General features: G+C 71.9%; 20 protein-coding genes and 1 tRNA gene. 14 read left to right on the top strand and 7 right to left on the bottom strand.

The features are described 5' to 3' along the window. Positions 1-135: 135 nt before the first annotated feature. Positions 136-771, bottom strand: a complete 636-nt coding sequence (gene upp, locus LVY72_RS13195) for a uracil phosphoribosyltransferase (RefSeq protein WP_237821573.1) — start codon at positions 769-771, stop codon at positions 136-138. 126 nt (positions 772-897) lie between these two features. Here upp and tadA point away from each other — a divergent pair, with 126 nt between their 5' ends. After that, positions 898-1,380, top strand: a complete 483-nt coding sequence (gene tadA / locus LVY72_RS13190; protein ID WP_237821571.1) for a tRNA adenosine(34) deaminase TadA — start codon at positions 898-900, stop codon at positions 1,378-1,380. On the opposite strand, the gene LVY72_RS13185 is transcribed toward tadA, so the two are convergent. Next, entirely contained in the window at positions 1,377-2,549 is a 1,173-nt protein-coding gene (locus LVY72_RS13185) for a macrolide family glycosyltransferase (RefSeq protein WP_237821569.1), read from the bottom strand. The two genes, tadA and LVY72_RS13185, sit on opposite strands and share 4 nt — an antisense overlap. Before the next feature lie 152 nt (positions 2,550-2,701). Here LVY72_RS13185 and LVY72_RS13180 point away from each other — a divergent pair. Beyond that, positions 2,702-2,791 (top strand) — tRNA-Ser (locus LVY72_RS13180). 78 nt (positions 2,792-2,869) lie between these two features. Here LVY72_RS13180 and LVY72_RS13175 read toward each other — a convergent pair. Beyond that, complete coding sequence (locus tag LVY72_RS13175; RefSeq protein ID WP_237821567.1) at positions 2,870-3,736, bottom strand: ion channel; 867 nt, start codon at positions 3,734-3,736, stop codon at positions 2,870-2,872. 53 nt (positions 3,737-3,789) lie between these two features. Here LVY72_RS13175 and LVY72_RS13170 point away from each other — a divergent pair, with 53 nt between their 5' ends. The 8 genes from LVY72_RS13170 to LVY72_RS13135 all read left to right on the top strand — a co-directional run bounded on the left by LVY72_RS13170 (position 3,790) and on the right by LVY72_RS13135 (position 15,386). Beyond that, entirely contained in the window at positions 3,790-4,632 is an 843-nt protein-coding gene (locus tag LVY72_RS13170; protein WP_237821565.1) for a thioesterase family protein, read from the top strand. A gap of 2 nt (positions 4,633-4,634) precedes the next feature. Beyond that, positions 4,635-5,102, top strand: a complete 468-nt coding sequence (locus LVY72_RS13165; RefSeq protein ID WP_237821563.1) for a 23S rRNA (pseudouridine(1915)-N(3))-methyltransferase RlmH — start codon at positions 4,635-4,637, stop codon at positions 5,100-5,102. 102 nt (positions 5,103-5,204) lie between these two features. After that, a complete protein-coding gene (locus LVY72_RS13160; RefSeq protein ID WP_237821560.1) occupies positions 5,205-5,810 on the top strand; it encodes a hypothetical protein in 606 nt (201 codons plus the stop codon). A gap of 131 nt (positions 5,811-5,941) precedes the next feature. Further along, the gene (locus LVY72_RS13155; RefSeq protein ID WP_237821558.1) at positions 5,942-6,664 is read left to right on the top strand and encodes a YcnI family copper-binding membrane protein; all 723 of its coding nucleotides are present in this window, start codon (positions 5,942-5,944) and stop codon (positions 6,662-6,664) included. A 235-nt stretch (positions 6,665-6,899) separates the two neighbouring features. Next, on the top strand, positions 6,900-7,550 hold the full coding sequence (locus tag LVY72_RS13150; RefSeq protein WP_237821555.1) for a DUF4232 domain-containing protein: 651 nt from the start codon (positions 6,900-6,902) through the stop codon (positions 7,548-7,550). Between the two features lie 136 nt (positions 7,551-7,686). Continuing rightward, positions 7,687-12,579: an Lhr family helicase gene (locus LVY72_RS13145; protein ID WP_237821779.1), complete on the top strand. Its 4,893-nt coding sequence runs from the start codon at positions 7,687-7,689 to the stop codon at positions 12,577-12,579. Beyond that, positions 12,572-13,366 carry a DNA-formamidopyrimidine glycosylase family protein gene (locus LVY72_RS13140; RefSeq protein ID WP_237821553.1) on the top strand — a complete coding sequence of 265 codons (795 nt, stop codon included), beginning with the start codon at positions 12,572-12,574 and terminating at the stop codon, positions 13,364-13,366. Before LVY72_RS13145 ends, LVY72_RS13140 begins: the two co-directional genes overlap by 8 nt. Before the next feature lie 28 nt (positions 13,367-13,394). Beyond that, positions 13,395-15,386: a DUF6541 family protein gene (locus LVY72_RS13135; protein WP_237821551.1), complete on the top strand. Its 1,992-nt coding sequence runs from the start codon at positions 13,395-13,397 to the stop codon at positions 15,384-15,386. A gap of 92 nt (positions 15,387-15,478) precedes the next feature. Here LVY72_RS13135 and LVY72_RS13130 read toward each other — a convergent pair whose 3' ends face one another. The 3 genes from LVY72_RS13130 to LVY72_RS13120 form a co-directional block, all read right to left on the bottom strand. Continuing rightward, complete coding sequence (locus LVY72_RS13130) at positions 15,479-15,919, bottom strand: SRPBCC family protein (protein ID WP_237821549.1); 441 nt, start codon at positions 15,917-15,919, stop codon at positions 15,479-15,481. Between the two features lie 104 nt (positions 15,920-16,023). Continuing rightward, entirely contained in the window at positions 16,024-16,362 is a 339-nt protein-coding gene (locus LVY72_RS13125; RefSeq protein WP_237821547.1) for an ArsR/SmtB family transcription factor, read from the bottom strand. After that, a complete protein-coding gene (locus tag LVY72_RS13120; protein ID WP_237821545.1) occupies positions 16,359-16,823 on the bottom strand; it encodes an SRPBCC family protein in 465 nt (154 codons plus the stop codon). Before LVY72_RS13120 ends, LVY72_RS13125 begins: the two co-directional genes overlap by 4 nt. Before the next feature lie 260 nt (positions 16,824-17,083). Here LVY72_RS13120 and LVY72_RS13115 point away from each other — a divergent pair, with 260 nt between their 5' ends. Then, on the top strand, positions 17,084-17,839 hold the full coding sequence (locus LVY72_RS13115; protein ID WP_237821543.1) for a DUF427 domain-containing protein: 756 nt from the start codon (positions 17,084-17,086) through the stop codon (positions 17,837-17,839). Between the two features lie 32 nt (positions 17,840-17,871). Next, positions 17,872-18,798, top strand: coding sequence for an RluA family pseudouridine synthase (locus LVY72_RS13110; RefSeq protein WP_237821776.1), 927 nt, complete (start codon positions 17,872-17,874; stop codon positions 18,796-18,798). A 106-nt stretch (positions 18,799-18,904) separates the two neighbouring features. Here the strand turns inward: LVY72_RS13110 and LVY72_RS13105 are convergent, their stop codons facing one another. Further along, entirely contained in the window at positions 18,905-19,423 is a 519-nt protein-coding gene (locus tag LVY72_RS13105) for an O-acetyl-ADP-ribose deacetylase (protein WP_237821542.1), read from the bottom strand. Between the two features lie 53 nt (positions 19,424-19,476). On the opposite strand from LVY72_RS13105, the gene LVY72_RS13100 reads away from it, so the two are divergent. Both LVY72_RS13100 and LVY72_RS13095 read left to right on the top strand, forming a co-directional pair. Next, a complete protein-coding gene (locus LVY72_RS13100) occupies positions 19,477-20,127 on the top strand; it encodes a DedA family protein (RefSeq protein WP_237821540.1) in 651 nt (216 codons plus the stop codon). Further along, complete coding sequence (locus LVY72_RS13095) at positions 20,124-20,945, top strand: TspO-related membrane protein (protein WP_237821538.1); 822 nt, start codon at positions 20,124-20,126, stop codon at positions 20,943-20,945. Before LVY72_RS13100 ends, LVY72_RS13095 begins: the two co-directional genes overlap by 4 nt. Positions 20,946-20,957: the final 12 nt, after the last annotated feature.

Below are 20,957 nucleotides of genomic sequence, written 5' to 3'. Positions count from 1 at the left end.
ATACGCCCACGCGGCACACGAAGCAGAACTGCGGCGTTTTGGCAAAACGTCCACTATTTGGACAAAAGGTGAACTGCGGCCGACCGCGAAGTAACGGCAGGCCCGGCGGGCGGTGCCCGCTCTCCGGACCGGCTGCTAGCCGGCCACGCCGTAGAGGCGGTCCCCGGCGTCGCCCAGACCGGGCACGATGTAGGCCTTCTCGTTCAGCCGTTCGTCGATGGAGGCCACCACGATGGTGACATTGGCCTCGGCCAGCTCCGACTGGAGGGCCTGCAGCCCTTCGGGCGCGGCCAGCAGGCAGATGCAGGTCACGTCCGAGGCCCCGCGTGCGAAGAGGAACTTGACCGCCTCGCGCAGCGTGCCGCCGGTGGCCAGCATCGGGTCCAGCACGAACACCTGGCGGCCGGTCAGGTCCGCCGGCAGCCGCTCGGCGTAGGTGATGGCCTCGAGCGTCTCCTCGTTGCGGGCCATGCCCAGGAAACCCACCTCGGCGGTGGGGACCAGCTTGGTCATGCCTTCGAGCATGCCCAGGCCGGCACGCAGGATCGGCACCACCAGCGGCGTCGGCTTGGTGAAGGCCGTGCCCACGGTCCGGGTCACCGGGGTCTCGATTTCCACCGGCTCCGTGCGCACCTCCCGGGTGGCTTCGTAGGCCAGCAGCGTGACCAGTTCCTCGGTCAGCTGCCGGAACACCGGGGACGGGGTGTTGCGGTCGCGAAGGACCGTCAGCTTGTGGGCAACTAGGGGGTGGTCGACCTCGAGAACGCGCATGGCACCCAGTCTAGACGCCGAGGGTCCCGCCCCGAGCGAAGCGAGGAGCGGGAGGCGGCTGGACGGTAGCGATCGCCGCCTCCCCGCGGCTTGGACCCGGACGCCGGGGCGGGAAGAATTGGGCCCATGACGGACTCCACCACCCCCCGCCTTGATTCCGGCAGCCACGGCCGCTGGATGGGCCTGGCGCTGGCCGAAGCGCGCCTGGCGCTGGCCAGCGCGGACGTGCCGATCGGCGCCGTCGTCGTCGGTCCGGACGGGTCCGTGGTCGGCACCGGACGCAACGAGCGCGAGGCCCATCAGGACCCGACCGCGCATGCCGAAATGGTGGCCATCCGCCAGGCCGCCCGGGCGCTGGGCTCCTGGCGGCTGGACGGCTGCACCCTGGTGGTCACGCTGGAACCCTGCGCCATGTGCGCCGGAGCCATTGTGCTGGCGCGGATACCGCGGGTGGTCTTCGGCGCCTGGGACGAGAAGGCCGGCGCCTCCGGCAGCGTCTTCGACATCCTGCGCGAGCGCCGGCTGAACCACTGGGTCGAGGTCTACCCCGGGGTCCGCGAGGACGAATGCGGGGCGCTGCTGCGCGATTTCTTCGCCGGGCACCGCTAGGCGGCCCGTCCGGCCGCCCGCAGCCGGGCGGCAAGCCCGGCGCAGCGCGCCACGACCTGGGGTGAGCGCACCTCGGCCAGGGCCCGGCGCAGCAGGTCCGCATCCGCCGCCGCGCTTTCGATCCGCACCGCGACGCCGGCGGCCACCAGCGCGTCCGCGTTGTCGAACTGGTCCACCGCCTGCGGCGCGGCGATCATCGGCGTGCCGGTGAACAGGCCCTCGCTGGCCCCGCCCATACCGGCGTGGGTCAGGAAGGCGTCCGCCTGCTCGAGGATCCGCAGCTGGGGCACCCACGGGTGGATTTCGATGTTCGCCGGCACCGGCCCCAGCACCGCCGGATCCACGTACCGGCCGATCTGCAGCACCACGTGCCAGCCCGGCAGGTTCCCGTAGGCCTCGATGCAGCTGCGGTAGAACTCCGGCCGGTCGGTGAAGGCCGAGCCGAGCGAGACCAGCAGCACGTGTTCGGCCGCGGCCGGCCGCTGCCACTGCCCGGTGGCGGCGGCCAGGGCCGGGCCGGTGAACGTGTAGACCTCACGGTTGACCCTGTCGGCGTTCGGCTGCAGGACTTCCGGGATCAGCACGACGGCGCGCGGCGGGCGGCCGAAGAATTCGGCCGGGTCCATGCCGATGCCCTCCCCGGCCAGGAACGCGGCCTGCCAGTCAAAGTAGGCCCGGCCGCGCGGATCCGCCTTCAGCCCGTCGGTGAACCCGCGCATGTCCTCTTCGTAGCCCTCCCAGGCCACGTAGGTGGGCGAGAGCTGGATGGCCGGCAGCTCCCACTGCATGGCCAGGATGCGGGCCGGTCCGGCGGCGATGTCGTACAGGAAGAGGTCCGGCCGGTCCGCGTCGAAGGCGGCACGCAGCTGCGGCAGCATGGCTTCGTAGTCCCGCTGGAAGATCGAGAGCTGGTCGATCACGTCGCCGTCCCAGGAAGCCCCGCCGGATTCCGGGCCCCCGTCCGGTTTCCCGTCTCCGCCGAGCCGGGGCAGGGTGGACCGGTACGGCACGAACCCGGCGCCGGTGGCCTCGATGATGCCGCGGAAGGACGGATCGTTGGCGTAACTGACCCGGTGGCCGCGGGCGGCCAGTTCCCGGATGACTTCCAGGCCCGGGTTCACATGCCCCGGGGCCGGAATCCCGACCATGGCAATGTGCCTGCGGTCCATACCTGTCCTCCTCGTCCGGGCGGTGCTGCCGCTCAGAGCATGCCAGCGGCCGCCCGCCGGCGCCACCCCGGGCCGCGCAAATCCCGGCCAATCCGCCCGGCGGCAGCCCCGGTTTGGGACCGCAGCCGAACACCGGGTAAAGTTATGGCGTTGGTGACGTGTCCGAGCGGCCGAAGGTGCATCACTCGAAATGATGTTTGGTGTAAAAGCCAACGAGGGTTCAAATCCCTCCGTCACCGCCAACCCGGAAGGGCCGGTTTCCTGCCATCGCAGGAAACCGGCCCTTCCGCTTTGTCCGGTCCGCATTTGCCGCCGGGCCCTCAGTCCTCCCCCCGGCTGACGCCCAGCGAGCGGAATATCTCCACCGGGGATTCTCCCGGCCCGCCGAATTCGCTCCGCAGGAAGAACGCCAGGTCGTCCAGCGCCGCAGTCAGCAGTTCCCCGGCCAGGCGGAGGTCGTGCCGACGGGACTGCCGCGCGCGGCGGCCCAGCTCGTACGCGTGCACCAGCGGGGCCGGCAGCAGGATCTCCGCAGCGGGTTCGTGGAAATAGTAGGTCTCCGGGTTCTGCATCAGGTCCACCCGCAGCTGGATGAAGTCCCGGGCCAGGATCTCCAGCATCCGGCTGCTGCTGGTGTCGTCGGCACTGTCGAGGATGCGGGCGTACTCGGTCCGCTCCAGCATGGCCAGCCGGATCGCCAGGACATGCCGGCGGGCCAGGGCCGGATAGATCTGCAGGAACCAGGACACCGCCGCGGTCAGCAGGGCGAAGCCGGTCAGCGACTCCAGCGGCAGGAGCAGGCGCAGCCCGCCGTCGGTGGCGACGACGTCGCCAAAACCCAGCGTCGAGATCGTCACCAGCGAGATGTAGAGCGCTTCGGCGGCATCCGGATACGCCGTCGGTTCCAGCCCCGGAGAATACGAGAAACCATCCGGGACGTAGGGAAGGCAAATCAGGGCCCAGCCCAGCACCTCCAGCACCACCCACATGGTGACCACCGCGCCGATGGCGAGCGGGCCGACGATCGACCGGACCGGGCCGCCGGCGATCCTGCCGGCCGCCCACACGGCCCGCGTCACCAGCCGGCTGAGCTTGCCCCGGCCGCCGGGATGGAGCAGGGTCTGGAAGACATCCACCAGCCCTGCGGCGATGAGGACCGCGCCCAGGACCGTGTAGAACCACGCCATGGGCAGACTCTAGCCGGGACCGGCCGCGGCGGCGGCTTCACTAGACTGGCTTTATGGCCGATTCCCTGACGACTTCCGCCCGCGAGCACCTTGGTGCCGGCGGCGGCCCCGTTCCCGACGCCTACTATGTGCGGCTGGACGGGCCCCGCTTCCATTCCACACTGCACTCGCAGGGCGCCTGGAACGACCACGAACAGCACATGGCCCCGGCCTCCGGCCTGCTGGTCCACGAGGTGCTGCGCAGCCATCCGCGCCCGGAGATGGTGATCAGCCAGGTGACTTTCGAAATCCTCGGGGTGATCCCGGGCGGCGAAATCGAGGTGCGCACCGAGGTGGTCCGTCCGGGCCGGACCATCGAACTGATCGAGGCCACGCTGGCCGGCAACGGCCGCCCCGCCATCCGCGCGTTCATCTGGCGGCTGCTGGCCGGGGACACCAGCGACGTCGCCGGCGGCCCCGGCGGCCGGCTCCGGCCGCCGGCCGAATGCCCGCCGCATGGAATCGAGACCGCCTGGCCCGGCGGCTACATCGCATCCATCGAGTGCCGTTCGGCGTACGACGGCGGCCCCGGCCGCGGTGCGGCCTGGGTCCGGACCCCGCTGGCGATCGTCGACGGCGAGCCGACCGAGCCGGTCGCCCGCTTCCTGGGCCTGGTGGATACCGCCAACGGCATCGCCGTCCGGCAGAGCCCGCGCGAATACATGTTCCCGAATGTGGAACTGACCGTCCACCTCTTCCGCCAGCCCGAGGACGGCTGGACCGGCCTGGATACGACGGTGCATTTCGGCGCCGGCGGGGTGGGGCTGACCGAGTCCGGACTGTATGACGAACAGGGCCTGCTCGGCCGCGCCGCCCAGAGCCTCACGGTCCGCAAGTTCCCCGGCACCGGGGCCTGATTGTGGCGCTGCGCATCCTCGCCGTCGGACGCAAGCACGAGCCCTGGGTGGCCGAAGGCATCGCCCGCTACGAGAAGCGGCTGAAGAAGCCCTTCGACACCGTCTGGCTGACCATCCCGCACTCCGCCCGGGAGAACGATGCGGCGCGCCGGGAGGAGTCCGAGGCGCTGCTGGCCCGGCTGGGCGGCAAGCATGCCGGGGACTTCGTCATCCTGCTGGACGAGCGCGGGAAAAACATCGACTCCCCCACGCTGGCGCGCACCCTGCAGCAGCCGCTGGATGCGGCCCGCAATGTCACCCTGATCATCGGCGGCGCCTACGGGGTGGACGCGGCCGTCCACCAGCGGGCGGACTTCGTCTGGTCGCTGTCCAAGCTGGTCTTCCCGCACCAGCTGGTCCGGCTGATCCTGGTCGAGCAGCTCTACCGGTCTCAGGAAATCGCAGGCGGGCGTCCGTACCATCACGTCTAATACCGGCGCCGGGCCGCAGGAATCGGCCGGTGGCCCGGTGACGCGGTAAACTCCAACAACTATTCGACGGTGCGTAGAAGACATTCCGGGGAAGGGGGCAGCATGCAGACCGGCGCCTTATGGCGGCTGCTGCGCTCGGCCGCCGTCGCCTCGGTGGTGCTGTCCCTGTCCGCGGCCGCCCACGTCGCCGGCGGCGGAACGCTGCCGGCCCCCGGCATCCTGGCCGCGCTGGCGGCGCTGACCATGCTGCCGGCCACCGTGCTGGCCGGGCGCAGGCTCGGCGCGGCGTCGCTGGCCGGGCTGCTCGGCGGCGGCCAGTGGGTGCTGCACCAGGCCTTCACGGCCCTGGGCGTGACCGCCTCCTGCACCCCCGGCGGAGCGGCCGGCACGCTGCACGCCTGGCACACCTTCCCCGGGGACGTTGCCGCCCTGGACTGCGCCGCCGCGTCCGGCCTGGACCACTCCGGCAGCGCGGCGATGACCGCCGCCCACATCCTGGCCAGCGTGCTGGCCGGCCTGATGCTGCTCAAGGGCGAGCAGGCCCTCTGGACCCTGCTGGCCTGGCTGCGCCCGCTCGTCCACCTGCCCGCCGCCGTCGTGCTTCCGCCGGCCGGAACGCGGGCGGAGGCACCGGCGGCACTCCCGCTGCCCCGGACCCTTATCCACCACCGGCTGGATCCGCGGCGCGGGCCTCCGGCAGTCGCCTAAGCGAGCAGCCAGGGGTCCCCGTGCGCAAAGCGTGCGGGGCGGGCTGCGCACGCTCAACAGTTTCCGGCTCCGGCCGTACTTTCCCTCTTACTGTTCCTGCGCGCGCCCGCGCGCCATTGAAAGGCACTGCCATGAACACCTCCTCCCGCCGTACCCTGAAGACCGCCCTGACCGCCGCCGCCACCGCCGGCCTGCTCGCCGCCGGGGCCTCCGCCGCCTCGGCCCACGTGCATGTGACCCCGGACAGCACCGCGGCCGGGTCCACCTCGGTGCTGACCTTCTCCTTCGCGCACGGCTGCGACGGCTCCCCGACCACCGGCATCGCCATCTCCCTGCCGGCCGAACTGGATGACGCCACCCCCACGGCCCACCCGGGCTGGGAGGTCAAAAAGGTGACCGAAAAGCTGGACGCCCCGAAGAAACTGGAGTCCGGGACCACCATCACCGAGCGGACCAGCAAGATCGTCTACACCGCCAAGACCCCGCTGCCCGACGGCATCCGCGACACCCTGCAGGTGCAGGTGAAGGTGCCGGCCGCCGAGGGCAAGACCCTGGCCTTCCCGGTGCTGCAGACCTGTGAGAAGGGCAAGACGGACTGGGCACAGGTCCCGGCCGCCGGCCAGGACGACCACGACCTGGAATCCCCGGCTCCCACCTTCACCGTCACCGCGGCATCCGCGGACGGGGACGGCCACGGCGCAGCGGCGGCCCACGAGGTGGCGGCCGAACCCGCCTCCGCGACCAGCAGCGACGGCGGCTCGGCCGCCGCGGGCTGGACCGGTCTGGTCGCCGGCCTGCTCGGACTGGTGGCCGGCGGCGCCGCGCTGCTGCGCACCCGCAAGCAGAAGAACTAGTCCGGACCCCGCCGCTTCGCAGCAGGCACCGGCACCATCGCGCACCACAGCGAACACCGCCGCACGCCGTGGCCCCGGATTTCCGGGGCCACGGCCCGCGAAGCTGCCCGCGCCCGGCAGGCCGGCCAAATAAATTGCCGGTGACTTGGGGAAACGGCAGCCCGGCTGGGCGCCCGCCGGCCCCGGCGCACGCATAATGGGGTGGTAACGCAGTGTTCGGGGCGACGGAGGAATCATGAAACGCAACCGTTGGTGGACGGCAATGGCAGCAGCGTCGGCGGGAGCGGTCCTCTGCCTGACCGGCTGCGGGCAGCCCCAGAGCCTGGTCCCCACGGGCTCCAATGCGGCCAGCAGCCCCGCGTCCGCCTCCGCGGCGGCCACCGCCTCAGGCACGCCGACCACCGCTGCGTCGACCCCGGCCGCCACCGCATCGGCCCCGGCCACCGGCGGAGCCATGGGTACCGGCGGCGACTGCAAAGCCGCCCAACTCAAGGCCAGCATCGTCACCCAGCCCGGCGGCGGGGCTGCCGGCAGCGTCTACCGCAATGTGGTCCTGGCGAACACCGGCACCACCGCGTGCACGCTGCGCGGTTACCCGGGGCTGTCCTACGTGGATGCCGCCGGCAAGCAGGTAGGCGCACCGGCCGACCGCAATCCGGACGCTGCGGTGACGGCGGTGACGGTGGCCCCCGGCGGCAGCGCCGTCGCCGAGGTGCAGCAGACCAATGCGCAGAACTACGGCACGGAGTGCCAGCCGACCGAGGTCGCCGGCGTCCGGGTCTACCCGCCGAACGACACGGCCTCGCTGGTGGCGCCGCAGTCCACGCTCGGCTGCGCGAACGAGAAGATCGTCCTGATGACCGTGGGCACCTTCCAGGCCCCGTAGGGCCCGGTTTTCCCTCCCATCACAAACTTGGGCGGGATAGTTGTGGTTATCCAGCGGGATAACCACAACTATCCCGCCCAAGTTTGGGAAGAGGTGCCGGTGCGGCTTGTCGGCAGCGGGCGATAGTCTCGGATACATCGGAACAAACGCGCAGCAGGCAGCAGACCTGGCCGTCCTGGAGAGGTTTTCCCCGGCCACCCGGCAGTGGTTCGCCGGTGCCTTCAGCGCGCCCACCCCCGCCCAGGCCGGCGCCTGGACGGCGATCTCGCACGGCTCCCATGCCCTGGTGGTCGCCCCCACCGGCTCCGGCAAGACGCTGGCGGCCTTCCTGTGGGCGCTGGACGGCTTCCTGCAGGCCGCCGGCGAGGCCCCGGAACTGCCCATCGAAGAACTGCCGGCCCGGCCGAAGCAGGGATCGCGCGGGACCCGGGTGCTCTATATTTCCCCGCTGAAGGCCCTCGGGGTCGACGTTGAACGCAACCTGCGCGCCCCGCTGATCGGCATCACCCAGACCGCCAAGCGCCTCGGACTGCCCGCGCCGCCGGTCACCGTGGGCGTGCGCTCCGGGGACACCCCCGCCGCCGAGCGGCGGAAGCTGCTCAGCCACCCGCCGGACATCCTGATTACGACGCCGGAGTCACTGTTCCTGATGCTGACCTCCAAGGCGCGCGAGACCTTGGCGGCCGTGGACACGGTGATCCTGGACGAGGTCCATGCCGTGGCCGGGACCAAGCGCGGGGCGCACCTGGCCGTCTCGCTGGAGCGTCTGGACGCGCTGCTGGTCCGGCCCGCCCAGCGCATCGGGCTGTCCGCCACGGTGGAACCGCTGGACACCGTGGCCCGGTTCCTCGGCGGGAACTCGCCGGTGGAAATCGTGGCGCCGCCGGCGGCCAAGAGCTGGGACCTGACCGTGGCCGTGCCGGTGGAGGATATGACCGCCCTGGTCCCGCCGCCGGCGGACGAACTGGATCCGAACCCGCAGCCGGCGTCGATCTGGCCCCATGTGGAGGAGCGGATCGTGGACCTGATCGCGGAGAACCGCTCCACCATCGTCTTTGCCAACTCCCGCCGGCTCGCCGAACGGCTGACCGCCCGCTTCAACGAAATCTGGGCCGAACGGCAGGCGGCGGCAGGTGACGCCTGGCAAACCGGACCGGACCTCGGGGAAGGCGGCTTTAATAATGCAAGGCCGTCCGCGGCCGCTAAGAGACTCGACGAGGGACCCGAAGCGAGCTTGCGAGCTTTGGGAGTCGAGGAACGTTCGTTGCCGCCGGCCGAGGGCCGATCCGGCGTCCCCAAGGCGGCCATACCAAAGGCCGCCAGACCACCGGCCCAGATCATGGCCCAGGCCGGCTCCAGCGCAGGAGCCGAGCCCGTGCTGGCCCGCGCCCACCATGGCTCGGTCAGCAAGGACCAGCGGGCCCTGATCGAGGACGACCTGAAGACCGGGCGGCTGCGCTGCGTCGTGGCCACCTCCAGCCTGGAGCTGGGCATCGACATGGGCGCCGTGGACCTGGTGGTCCAGGTCGAATCCCCGCAGTCGGTGGCCAGCGGGCTGCAGCGGGTGGGCCGGGCCGGGCACCAGGTGGGCGAGGTCTCCCGCGGCGTGCTGTTCCCCAAGCACCGCCAGGACCTGGTCAACACCGCCGTCACCGTGGAACGGATGCTCTCCGGGCGGATCGAGCCGCTGTCCATCCCGGCCAACCCGCTGGACATCCTGGCCCAGCAGACCGTGGCCGCCACCGCGCTGGGCAGCATCGACGTGGAGGAATGGTTCGACGTCGTCCGCCGCTCGGCGCCCTTCGCCACGCTGCCGCGCTCGGCCTTCGAGGCCACCCTGGACCTGCTGGCCGGACGCTACCCCTCGGACGAGTTCGCCGAACTGCGCCCGCGGATCGTCTGGGACCGGATCGCCGGCACCCTGACCGGCCGGCCCGGTGCCCAGCGGCTGGCCGTCACCTCCGGCGGCACCATCCCGGACCGCGGGCTCTTCGGCGTCTACCTGGTCGGTTCCGACGATGCGAAAAACAAAGGCGGCCGCCGGGTCGGCGAGCTGGACGAGGAGATGGTCTACGAGTCCCGGGTCGGCGACGTCTTCGCGCTCGGCGCCACCAGCTGGCGGATCGAGGACATCACCCATGACCGGGTGCTGGTCTCCCCCGCCTTCGGCCAGCCCGGCAAGCTGCCCTTCTGGAAGGGGGACTCGCTGGGCCGGCCGGTGGAACTGGGCCGGGCGCTGGGCAGCTTCGTCCGGGAAGTCTCCGGCCTGGCCGAGGACACGGCCCGGGACCGGCTGGCGGGCAGCGGGCTGGACGACTGGGCCGCGGGGAACCTGCTGGCCTACCTGGCCGAGCAGCGCCAGGCCACCGACGTGATCCCCAGCGACCGGGCCCTCGTCGTCGAACGTTTCCACGACGAACTCGGCGACTGGCGCGTGGTGCTGCACAGCCCGTTCGGCCTGCCCGTGCATGCCCCCTGGGCGCTGGCCGTGGGCGCCCGGCTGCAGCAGCGCTACGGGCTGGACGGCTCGGCGATGGCGGCCGACGACGGCATCGTGCTGCGGGTGCCGATGATGGAGGACGAGCCGCCCGGGGCGGATTTGTTCCTGTTCGACCCGGAGGAACTGGACACGATCGTCACCGCCGAGGTGGGCGGCTCGGCGCTGTTCGCCTCGCGCTTCCGCGAATGCGCCGCCCGTGCGCTGCTGCTGCCGCGGCAGAACCCGGCCAAACGCACCCCGCTGTGGCAGCAGCGCCAGCGCTCGGCCCAGCTACTGGACGTCGCACGCAAGTACCCCACCTTCCCGATCGTGCTCGAAACCGTGCGCGAGTGCCTGCAGGATGTCTACGACCTGCCGGCGCTGAAGGACATTGCCGGGCGGATCGAGCGCCGCGAGCTGCGGATGGTGGAAACGACGACGCCGCAGCCCTCGCCCTTCGCCCGCTCCCTGCTCTTCGGCTATGTCGCCTCCTTCCTCTACGAGGGCGATTCCCCGCTGGCCGAGCGCCGGGCGGCGGCGCTGTCGCTGGACCCGGCGCTGCTGAACGACCTGCTCGGCCGCGCCGAGCTGCGCGAACTGCTGGACGAGGGCGTCATCGCGCAGACCGAGCGCGAGCTGCAGCGGCTCACCGAGGACCGCAGAGTGCGCGGGATCGAGGGCATCGCGGACCTGCTGCGCCTGCTCGGGCCGCTGACGACGGTGGAGGTCGCCGAGCGGGTGCAGGCACCGGAGGCCGGTCCCGTCACCGAGGCCGACGTCGAGCCGCTGTTGGCCGAACTTGTCCACGCCAACCGCGCACTGCAGGTCCACATCGCCGGCAGCCCGCGCTGGGCCGCGGTGGAGGACGCCGCCCGGCTGCGCGATGCCCTCGGCGTCCCGCTGCCGGTGGGTGTGCCGCTGGCCTTCATCGAACCGGTCGCGGACCCGCTTGGGGACCTGGTCGGCCGCTATGCCCGCACCCACGGGCCCTTCACCGCCGCCGAGTGCGCCGCACGGCTGGGCCTGGGCCCCGCCGTCGTCGCCGTCGCACTGGAGCGGCTGCAGCGCGACGGCCGCGTGGTCGAAGGCGAATTCCGGCCCGCCGGAGCCGGGACGGGTGGGAACGAGTGGTGCGACGTCGAGGTGCTGCGCCGGATCCGGCGGCGGTCGCTGGCCGCGCTGCGCAAGGAAGTCGAGCCGGTCGAGCCGGCGGCCTACGGGCGCTTCCTGCCCGCCTGGCAGAATGTCGGGGCCGGGCTGCGCGGGCTGGACGGCATCGCCACCGTGGTGGACCAGCTCTCCGGCGTGCCGATCCCGGCCTCGGCCTGGGAACCGCTGGTGCTGGCCTCGCGGGTGGACAACTACAGCCCGGCCATGCTGGACGAGCTGATGGCCACCGGCGAGGTCCTCTGGTCCGGTGCCGGCTCGCTGCCGGGCAACGACGGCTGGATCAGCCTGCACCTGGCCGACACGGCGGACCTGACACTGAACCCGCAGCCGGACTTCGAGCCCAGCGTGCTGCAGTACGAGCTGCTCAACGCGCTCGGCGGCTCGACGGGACAGCCCGGCGGCGCCTATTTCTTCCGCCAACTGGCCGACGCGCTGGCCGCCGCCGGGTCACCGGCGCCTGATGCCGAGGTGGTCACCGCGCTCTGGGAACTGGTCTGGGCCGGTCGGATCGGCAACGACACCTTCGCCCCGGTCCGGGCCTTGCTCGCCGGCGGCACCACGGCGCACCGGCAGCGTCCGGCCACCCCGCGGGCCCGGACCGCCGGGTTCCGCCGGGCAGGCCGGCTGCGCGGGCTCGGCGCTGCCTCCGGCGCGGGGCTGCGGCACGACGACGGCGGCGGCGCGGCACCCGCGCGCGGCGCCCCGCCGCTGGCCGGCGGGCGCTGGTCCCTGCTGCCGGCGGCGGAGGCCGACGCGACCGTCCGCGCCCACGCCGCCGCGGAGCTGCTGCTGGACCGCTACGGCGTGGTGACCCGCGGGGCGGTCGGGGCCGAGGGCGTGCCCGGCGGCTTCGCCCTGATGTACAAGGTGCTGGCACGGCTGGAAGAGATGGGCCGCTGCCGGCGAGGCTACTTCATCGAGCATCTGGGCGCCGCCCAGTTCGCCGTGCCCGCCACCGTGGACCGGCTGCGCTCGTTCGTCAAGGATCCCCAGCTGCAGCCGGAGGCGGCCAACCCGCCGGCCGCCGTCGCGCTGGCCGCCACGGACCCGGCCAACCCGTACGGCGCCGCGCTGGCCTGGCCCGCCGTCGACGGCGGGCACCGGCCCGGGCGCAAGGCCGGCGCCCTGGTCATCCTGGTGGACGGGGAGCTGGCCCTGTACGTGGAGCGCGGCGGCAAGACGCTGCTGACCTTCACCGAGGACCCCGACGTGCTGGCCCGGTGTGCGCAGGCGCTGGTCGCGGTGATCCGGCGCGGCGCCGCGGACAAGATGGCGGTGGAGAAGGTCAACGGCGCCCCGGTGCTGGACACCGAGCTGGCCCGGGCGCTGGCCGGAGCCGGCTTCTACGGCACTCCGCGCGGGCTGCGGTTCCGTGCCTGAGGGCGATACCGTCTGGCGCACCGCCCGGCGGCTGCACGCGGCCCTGGCCGGCAGCCAACTGCTGCGCACCGACTTCCGGGTGCCCCGCTACGCCACCCTGGACCTGTCCGGCCGGACCGTGGAGGAGGCGGTCTCCCGCGGCAAGCACCTGCTGATCCGCACCGGGGACCTGACCATCCACTCGCACCTGAAGATGGAGGGCAGCTGGCAGGTCTACCGGCCCGGCGAGCGCTGGCGCAAACCCGGCTTCCAGGCCCGCGTGGTGCTGGAGAACGCCGCGGCGACAGCGGTCGGCTTCCAGCTGGGGCTGCTGGACGTGGTCCCGCGGGAGAAGGAGGATGACGTCGTCGGACACCTTGGGCCGGACCTGCTGGGCCCGGACTGGGACGAGGACGAAGCGCTGCGCCGGCTCCGGCTGGATCCGGCCCGGCCGGTGGGGCTGGCGCTGCTGGACCAGCGCAACCTGGCCGGCATCGGCAACATCTACCGCTGCGAGGTCTGTTTCCTGGCCGGGGTGCATCCACTCGTCCCGGTGGGCCAGGTGCCGGACCTGCCGTGGCTGGTCGGCCTGTCGAAGAGGCTGCTGGAGGCGAACAAGGACCGCGGCGCGCGCAGCACCACCGGCGGCCCGGTGCCCCGCGGCGGGGGCTACTGGGTCTACGGGCGGGCCCGGCAGGCCTGCCGGCGCTGCGGCGGACCGGTGGTGCACACCCTGCTGGGCAATACCGACCTGGACCAGCGGGATCTGTACTACTGCCCGCACTGCCAGCCCGGCCCCACCGTATGATGGTCTCTGATATTCCTCAGGGGGGACAATGAGCTGGGTGCTGGACTGGGTGTCGACCATTCCTGCCCTGGTGCTGGCGGTCCTCTTCCTCTACGGTCCCGGCCTCATCTGGGGCGCCATCCTGGGCCTGCGCCGGCTGACCCTGCTGGCCGTGGCCGGGCCGCTGGGCGTCACGGCCATCGTGATCGCCGCCGAACTGGGCGGGTTCACCGGATGGTCCTGGTCCTGGCCGCTGCTGCTGGCGGTCACCGCCGCCATCGCCGCCGTGCTGGCACTGGCCCGGCGGCTGCTGCTGCACCGCTGGCGCTACCGGGTGCATCACGATCCGCGGGCCGCTCCGCCGCCGGCGCCCTGGCGGTCCATCGCGCTGGCGTGGGCGGTGCCGGCGGTATTCCTGGGCGTGGTGCTGCTGGGCGTCTTCGGCTCGCCGGGCAACATCGCCCAGTCCCACGACAACATCTTCCACCTCAACGCGCTGCGCTACATTGCCGACACCGGCAAGGCCTCGTCCCTGACCCTGGGCTATCTGGGCACCGCCGGCGGCACCGCCTTCTATCCGGCCGGCTGGCACGATCTGGTCTCGCTGGTCCAGCTCGCCTCCGGTGTTTCCATCCCGGCCGCGATCAACGCGACGAACCTGGTCGTCATCACCTGCCTGTGGCCGCTGGGCTGCCTGTTCCTGGCCAGCCGGGTCACCGGCGAACGGACCCTGTCGCTGCTGGTGGCCGGGGTGCTGGCCACCGCCTACAGCACCTTCCCCTACCTGCTGCTGGAATTCGGCGTGGTCTACCCGTTCCTGCTCTCCATGGCGATCCTGCCGGTGGCCCTGGGCCTGGTCATCCAACTGCTGCGCCTGGGCCTTCCGGCGGCCCTGTCCACGGAGGCGGCCGCGCTGGCGTTGGCCGCGGTGCTGCCGGGGATGGCGCTGTCCCATCCCGCCGCCGTCATGGCCCTGCTGGCCCTGTCCGTCCCAATGGTCCTCGCCGCCGCGCGCCGCGCCCGGCGGCTGGCGTCCGGCCCCGAGGCGGCACGGCGCCGCCGCACGGCCGGCCTGCTGGCGGCCGGTTACCTGGCCGCCGTCGTGGTGGCCTGGGTGCTCATCCGCCCGGGCCGCAGCGCCACCCGGAACTGGGACAACCTCGGCGAGGTGCTGCGCTCGCTGGTGGAGGTCTTCACCCACGGGGCGATCGACCGGCCGATGGCCGTCCTGCCCACGGTGCTCACCGTGGTGGGGGCCGCCGTTGTGCTGAACACCCGGCGGAACCGCTGGGTGCTGGGCATCTACCTGATCGCCGCGGCATTCTTTGTGGTGGGCAACTGGAAGGAAGCCCCGGAACTGCGCTGGTGGGTCACCGGCGTCTTCTACAACGATTTCTTCCGGATTGCCGGCCTGCTGCCCGCGGCCGGGCTCCTCACCGCAGCCATCGGCGGCACCGCGCTGGCCAGCACGGCCCGGTCCTTCTTCCGCGCCTGGCTGGTCAAGCGGGATCGGACGCCGCAGGCCTGGCTGCGGCCGGCGGCCACGGCGCTGTTGGTGGCGGTGAGCCTGGCGGTGGTGCCGTTCTTTGCCGTTACCCGCGGGGTGGAGGTCGCGGCCGCCAAGTACCGGTTCACCCCGACCTCGCCGCTGCTGTCATCGGACGAACTGGCCCTGATCGAGCGGCTGCCGGAACGGGTGCCCGCCGGCGCGATGACCATCGGGGATCCGCTCACCGGCGCCGCCTTGTCCTACGCGTACACCGGGATCCGGACCCTGCTGCCCTCGGGCGAGACCGCCCCGATGACGGATGCCCAGCTGCTGGTGGCGAAACTGGACGAGATGAAGACGGACCCGGCCATCTGCCCGATCGTGCGCGAGCGCAAGGTGCAGTACGTCCTGGACTTCGGCGACCAGTCAGTGAGCTGGGACAAGCCGGCCCAGGTGGCCGGCCTGGACCACCTGACCCGGTCCGCGGGTTTCGAGCTGGTGGACCAGCAGGGCCCGGACGCGAGGCTGTACCGGATCACCGGCTGCAGCTAGGACCGAGGGGCCCGCCGCGAGCGAAGCGAGTGGTGGGAAGGTCCGACGCGCGGAGCCCGCCCGGGCCCGCAACCTGAAATCCGCTTCAAGGTCTAGTGCCAGTTGCTGATCTTGACGTCATGCGGCGCGGGCTCGCCCTTGCCGGTTTCGAGCAGCTTCTTGAGGCTCATCAGGAAGGTCGCCCACTTGGTGCTGCAGTGGTACATGAATTCCACCGGATCCTTCCAGCCTTCGTGCCGGAACAACACGATCGTGAAGCCGTCCTCCTGCTTGAGCTCGAAGCGGACCTGCGTGCCGATCCATTCCTCGGGACCGTCGACGACCTCCCAGAGCACGAGCTCGGCGGGCCGAACCTCCAGGACCTTCATATCGAACCCGCCGGGCCCGAAGCGGAACCGAAGTGTTCCCCCGGCATTGCCGTCGCCCTCCGCGTCCTCCGTCCACCAGCCCGCCAGCCCATCGACCGTGGTCAAGGCCGCGTAGACGTCGTCGGGAGACGACGTGACTCCGATCCGATGCAGGATGTCCACCATCTCGATACCTCTTTCTTCTTGTGCCGGTTTCTTGTGCAGGCGCCCGCGTTCGGGCGCGGTTCATCAGCGCCGCCGCGGATGTGACGGCATTCGTTTGCGGGGCGTCAGCCTTCCTGACTGCGCTGGATTTCTTCGGCGATCCGCTTGATGCGGTGCAGCCGGGCGTCCCAGGCGGCCCCGACCGACGACAGTTGTGCGACCGCGCGGGCGAACTGGGCCTCGTCCACCTCGTAGAGACGCTCGCGTCCGGACGGCGTGGCGTGGACCAGACCGACCCGGTCGAGCACGCCGAGGTGCTTGGCGACCGCCTGCCGTGTGACCGGCAGCTGCTCACTCAGCGTGGTCGCCGTGCCGCCGCTGTCGGCCAACAGCAGATCGAGCATCCGCCGCCGGGTCGGGTCCCCCACCGCCGACCAGAGCTCGTCGTCGATGGTGACGCTCATGGCGTCGACACCAGCCCGGCGACATACGTGACGAGGCGAGGCAGGAAGTAGTCCCAGCCGGCGACGTGCTCGCGGTACTGCTCCTCGAGCACGGCCGCCTCCCAGCCCTTCTCCCGGAACCCCGCCTCGGTGAAGCGCAGCAGCGTGCCTGCGCCCGACGGGACCAGCTCGAAGGTCACCAGCAGCGAGTTGGCCGAGGTCGCGGCCTCACCTTCGTCGTACACCCACCGGAAGGAGAACCGCCGCGGCGGGTCGGCCTCCACCACCGTAAGCGGTACGACGTGCGCCTCCGGTGCCGTCCGGTCGCCGAACGAGATGACCCCGGCGGCGCCGGGCACCGGCTCGAACTCTGCTTCGTCCGGCCACCACTGCCGCAGGTGTTCGGGCTTGCTGATGACCTCGTAGACCACCTCGGGCGCGGCTTCAATGTGGATCGTCCGCTCGATGCTGCCGTATTCCATTCCACTCTCCCGCCCTCTCGCAACCTTTGGTTGCATATGACTGTAGGGCATTCCTCCTTTATGTGCAACCATTGGTTGCTCCAGGGATTGGCCAGCAGCGGATCGATCGTCCGGCCCCCGCCAGGGATGTCCCGCCGGACCGGCTGCGAATGTCCCGCGGTGATGATCGCCGAGATGCTCGCAACTGCGCCATAGCACCCTGCCGGCCCCCGGGCTGCACCCGCGGCCCGGAAGGGGTGAGCCGGAGTAGAGTGTCCGCCATGGAGACCTCCGTTCCCTTCGTCGAGCCGACGCCGCGGCGCATCCGGGTGCGGCTGGACGGCCGGCTGGTTGCCGACAGCACCCGGGCGCTGCTGCTGGTCCGGTACGACGCCCACGGACTGCCCACCTACTTCCTGCCGCTGGAGGATGTCCTCCCCGGGGCCCTCGTCGACGAGGCCGCCGGCCGCCAGGGCGGGCGGACCTGGACCGTCCAGGCGGGCAGCAGGCAGGCCCGCGGCGCGGCGTGGTCGCATCCCGCTCCGACCGGCCCGCTGGCCGCACTGGCCGGCCATGTCACCTTTTCCTGGCAGCAGCTGGAGTGGTACGAGGAGGACGAGCGGGTGCAGGTGCATGCGCGGGATCCGCACAAGCGCGTGGACACCCTGCGCAGCTCCCGCCGGGTCCAGGTGTTCGCCGGCGGGCAGCAGGTCGCGGACAGTGTCCGGCCGCTGCTGCTCTTCGAGACCGGGCTGCCGGTCCGCTACTACCTGCCGTTCGAGGACGTGCGCACCGAGCTGCTCGAAGCCAGCGACACGGTCACGGCCTGTCCCTACAAGGGGCTGGCCCGTTACTGGTCGCTGCGGGCCGGGGACGTCTTCGTGCGGGATGCGGCCTGGAGCTACCCGGAGCCGATCCCGGAGATCCCCAAGATCCGCGACCTGCTGTGCTTCTTCAACGAGCGGGTGGACCTGGTTGTCGACGGGGTGCGGCTGGAGCGGCCCCGGACGGTCTGGTCGGTCACGGCCAGGGCCTGACCGCCGGGACGGCCGGGTACCCTTGATGGGTGATGAAATCCCCCCTGCCCGTGCGCGACGGCGTCAATGCCACCCGGCTGCGCCTGCCCGCCGCCGGGCCGTGGGCCACTGCCCTGGACTACATGCTGCACCGCTGGGGCCATGTGGATCCGGACGGCATCCGCGAGCGCTTCGACCGCGGGGAGATCGTCGGCCAGGGCGGGGTCAGGCTGCACCGCGGCACCGCGCTGTCCGAGCACACCTTCATCTGGTACTACCGGACGCTGCCGGCCGAGCAGCGGCTGCCGGTGGAAATCAACATCCTGCACCAGGACGAGAACATCCTGGTGGTGGACAAGCCGCACTTCCTGCCCACGACGCCGGGCGGCACCTACATCAGCGAATCCGCCCTGGTGCGGCTGCGCGTCCAGCTGGATATCCCGGACCTGATCCCGATGCACCGGCTGGACCGGCTCACCGCCGGCGTGCTGCTCTTCTCCACCAATCCGGCGACCCGGGGCCGGTACCAGGTTCTGTTCGAGAAGCGCCGGGTGCAGAAGGACTACGAGGCCGTGGCACCGGTGGACCCGGAGCACGAATACCCGCTGCTGGTGCGCAACCGGATGGTCAAGTCCCGCACCTACCTGCTGGCCGAAACCGTGGCCGGGGAACCGAACACCGAGACCCGGATCGAGCTGCTGGACTCCCGCGGCGGGCTAGGCCGGTACCGGCTGCAGCCGCATACCGGCAAGACCCACCAGCTGCGCGTGCACATGGCGTCGCTGGGGATCGGGATCCTGCACGATCCGTTCTACCCGGTGCTGCTGGACCAGGCCCCGGACGACTTCGGCCGCCCGCTGCAGCTGCTGGCCCGCGGCATCCGCTTCACCGACCCTCTCTCCGGTAAGCCGGTCGAGTACCGCAGCCAGCTGGAACTCTCCGAATGGGCCGCCGCAGGCCTTGCCCACACCGCACCGTAACCGCCCCACCCCCCTCCCCTCCCCACCCTGAAACTTGGGCGGGATAGATGCTGTTTTCACGGGTGAAAACAGCATCTATCCCGCCCAAAATGTGCAGGCCGGCGGTTCAGCGGGCCAATTCCGCATGGACCCGCCGGAACACCTCGGCCAGCCGCGGCGTGAACAGCACGAACTCCACCAGCTGCACGCCGCCGTCGTGCCCCAGCGTCTCGCCCAGCCCCACGCGCGCCACGGTGTCGGCGTCCCAGCCGAAAATGCCCGCGCCGATCGCCGGGAACGCGACGGTCCGGGCCCCGAGGTCCTCGGCCACCAGCAGGCTCTGCCGGAACGCCGAGGCCAGCAGTCCGGGATCCGTCTGCCCGGCGCCGCGGTTCGGTCCCACGGTGTGGATGATCCACCGGGCCGGGAGCCGGTACCCGGCGGTGGCCACGGCCTGCCCCACCGGCAGGCCGCCGGGCAGCGTGGTCCGGCGCAGGTCCCGGCAGGCGGCCAGCAGCGCCGGCCCGGCCGCGGCGTGGATGGCCCCATCCACCCCGCCGCCGCCCAGCAGCCGCGAATTTGCGGCATTCACGACGGCGTCCACCGGCCGGACGGTGATGTCGCCCTGCAGAATGCTGATTTCCATGGCACCGGAGTCTGCCACGGGGCGGTGGTTGAGACTAGATTTAAGAAGTGGAGATGCCCGACGGCCCCTGGCAGTGGTTCTACTACCCGCTGACCTTCGTGCTGGTCATCCTCGATGCCGGGATGCCGGCCTCGCCGTCCGAAGCCGCGGTGATCGGCGGCGGTACGCTGCTGGCCGGCGGGCAGTTGGTCCTGCCCCTGGTGTACGGTACCGCGTTCCTGGGCAGCTGGGCCGGGGACCTGATCCTGTTCCTGCTCGTCCAGCGCCGGATCAGCGCCTGGCTCGGGCGGTTCCGCTGGGGCCGGGCGCTGGACCGCGGAGTCAATGCCGCCCTGCACCGCGCCGGTACCTCATCCACCTACGCGGCCGTGCTGGCCGCCCGCTTCGTGCCCGGCGGCCGGACCGCCTCCGTGGCGGCGGCAGGCCTGGCCGCCGTGCCGTTCCGCCCGTTCATCGCGTTGTCCGCCGCCGGGTCCGCGCTCTGGGCCACCTGGCAGGTCGGCCTCGGCATGGCCACAGGGCTGGCCACCGGTTTCCCCTTCTGGGCCAGCCTCGCGCTCGGCACCGGGATCGGCCTCGCCGCCGGTTCGCTGATTGCCGCCGTGCTCGCGCACCGGCACCGGCACCGGCACCGGCACCGGGCCAAAACTACCGAACCCGTGCAGGACGGGGACGAGACCGATCTGGAGGAGGTCTGGCCATGAGCCTGCGCGGGGCCGCCGATGTGGCCCGCCAGCTCGCCGTGACCCTGTCCCTGGCCGCCTGCGCCTACACCGCCGTGCGCGGCTCGAGCCTGAGCGGCGCCGCCCCCATCGCCGAGGCCGCCGGCGGCGCCTTCGCTCCCGGTTACACCCTGCTCTCGCCGGGATACGGCGCCTTCCTGATCTGGGCACCCATCTATCTGGGGCTGCTGGCCTACACCGTGTACCAATGGTGGCCCGCGCAGCGCCGCAGCCGTCGGCAGCGGGGCATGGGCTGGCTGGCGGCGGCGGCCATGCTGCTCAACGCCGGCTGGATCTATGCCGCCCAGGCGGGCCAGGTCGGGCTGACCCTGATCGTCATCCTGCTGCTGCTGGCCGTGCTGGCCGCCGCGGTGCACGTGCTGAACCGGTACCCGGACGAAACCCGGGCGGACGGCCTGCTCGTGGACGCGCCGATGGGTTTGTACCTGGGCTGGATCCTGTTCGCCTCCGCGGCCAACGCCGCCATCTGGCTGACCGTGCAGCGGATCGGCTTCGGGGACCGGACCATCTGGGCCGTGCTGGCGGTGGCCGCAGCCGCGGCCGCGGGCGCCGCCACCGCCCTGTCCGGACGCGGCCGGCTGTCCGTGGCGCTCTCCCTCTGCTGGGGCCTGGCCTGGCTGATGGTGGCCCGGTGGGCGGGCGAGCCGCAGTCCCCGCCGGTGGCGATCGCAGCCGGCTTCGGCATGTTCTTCGTGCTGGTGTGCGGGCTGACCCGCCGCTCCGATGTCGAACACCAGGAGCACCTGGACCTGCGCCACCGCCGCCCGGTGGCGTCCTAGCGCGGCGCACCT

This window comes from Arthrobacter hankyongi, assembly GCF_022012395.1.
Lineage (GTDB): Bacteria > Actinomycetota > Actinomycetes > Actinomycetales > Micrococcaceae > Crystallibacter > Crystallibacter hankyongi.
The sequence above is the reverse complement of the archived record's forward strand: the minus strand, read 5'-3'. Positions and strand labels throughout refer to the sequence as shown.

What these genes read in the sequence shown, in the direction of transcription:
- upp (WP_237821573.1), bottom strand. Translation starts at nt 771, where the DNA reads ATGCGCGTTCTCGAGGTCGACCACCCCCTAGTTGCCCACAAGCTGACG.
- tadA (WP_237821571.1), top strand. Translation starts at nt 898, where the DNA reads ATGACGGACTCCACCACCCCCCGCCTTGATTCCGGCAGCCACGGCCGC.
- LVY72_RS13185 (WP_237821569.1), bottom strand. Translation starts at nt 2,549, where the DNA reads ATGGACCGCAGGCACATTGCCATGGTCGGGATTCCGGCCCCGGGGCAT.
- LVY72_RS13175 (WP_237821567.1), bottom strand. Translation starts at nt 3,736, where the DNA reads ATGGCGTGGTTCTACACGGTCCTGGGCGCGGTCCTCATCGCCGCAGGG.
- LVY72_RS13170 (WP_237821565.1), top strand. Translation starts at nt 3,790, where the DNA reads ATGGCCGATTCCCTGACGACTTCCGCCCGCGAGCACCTTGGTGCCGGC.
- LVY72_RS13160 (WP_237821560.1), top strand. Translation starts at nt 5,205, where the DNA reads ATGCAGACCGGCGCCTTATGGCGGCTGCTGCGCTCGGCCGCCGTCGCC.
- LVY72_RS13155 (WP_237821558.1), top strand. Translation starts at nt 5,942, where the DNA reads ATGAACACCTCCTCCCGCCGTACCCTGAAGACCGCCCTGACCGCCGCC.
- LVY72_RS13150 (WP_237821555.1), top strand. Translation starts at nt 6,900, where the DNA reads ATGAAACGCAACCGTTGGTGGACGGCAATGGCAGCAGCGTCGGCGGGA.
- LVY72_RS13135 (WP_237821551.1), top strand. Translation starts at nt 13,395, where the DNA reads ATGAGCTGGGTGCTGGACTGGGTGTCGACCATTCCTGCCCTGGTGCTG.
- LVY72_RS13130 (WP_237821549.1), bottom strand. Translation starts at nt 15,919, where the DNA reads ATGGTGGACATCCTGCATCGGATCGGAGTCACGTCGTCTCCCGACGAC.
- LVY72_RS13125 (WP_237821547.1), bottom strand. Translation starts at nt 16,362, where the DNA reads ATGAGCGTCACCATCGACGACGAGCTCTGGTCGGCGGTGGGGGACCCG.
- LVY72_RS13120 (WP_237821545.1), bottom strand. Translation starts at nt 16,823, where the DNA reads ATGGAATACGGCAGCATCGAGCGGACGATCCACATTGAAGCCGCGCCC.
- LVY72_RS13115 (WP_237821543.1), top strand. Translation starts at nt 17,084, where the DNA reads ATGGAGACCTCCGTTCCCTTCGTCGAGCCGACGCCGCGGCGCATCCGG.
- LVY72_RS13110 (WP_237821776.1), top strand. Translation starts at nt 17,872, where the DNA reads ATGAAATCCCCCCTGCCCGTGCGCGACGGCGTCAATGCCACCCGGCTG.
- LVY72_RS13105 (WP_237821542.1), bottom strand. Translation starts at nt 19,423, where the DNA reads ATGGAAATCAGCATTCTGCAGGGCGACATCACCGTCCGGCCGGTGGAC.
- LVY72_RS13100 (WP_237821540.1), top strand. Translation starts at nt 19,477, where the DNA reads ATGCCCGACGGCCCCTGGCAGTGGTTCTACTACCCGCTGACCTTCGTG.
- LVY72_RS13095 (WP_237821538.1), top strand. Translation starts at nt 20,124, where the DNA reads ATGAGCCTGCGCGGGGCCGCCGATGTGGCCCGCCAGCTCGCCGTGACC.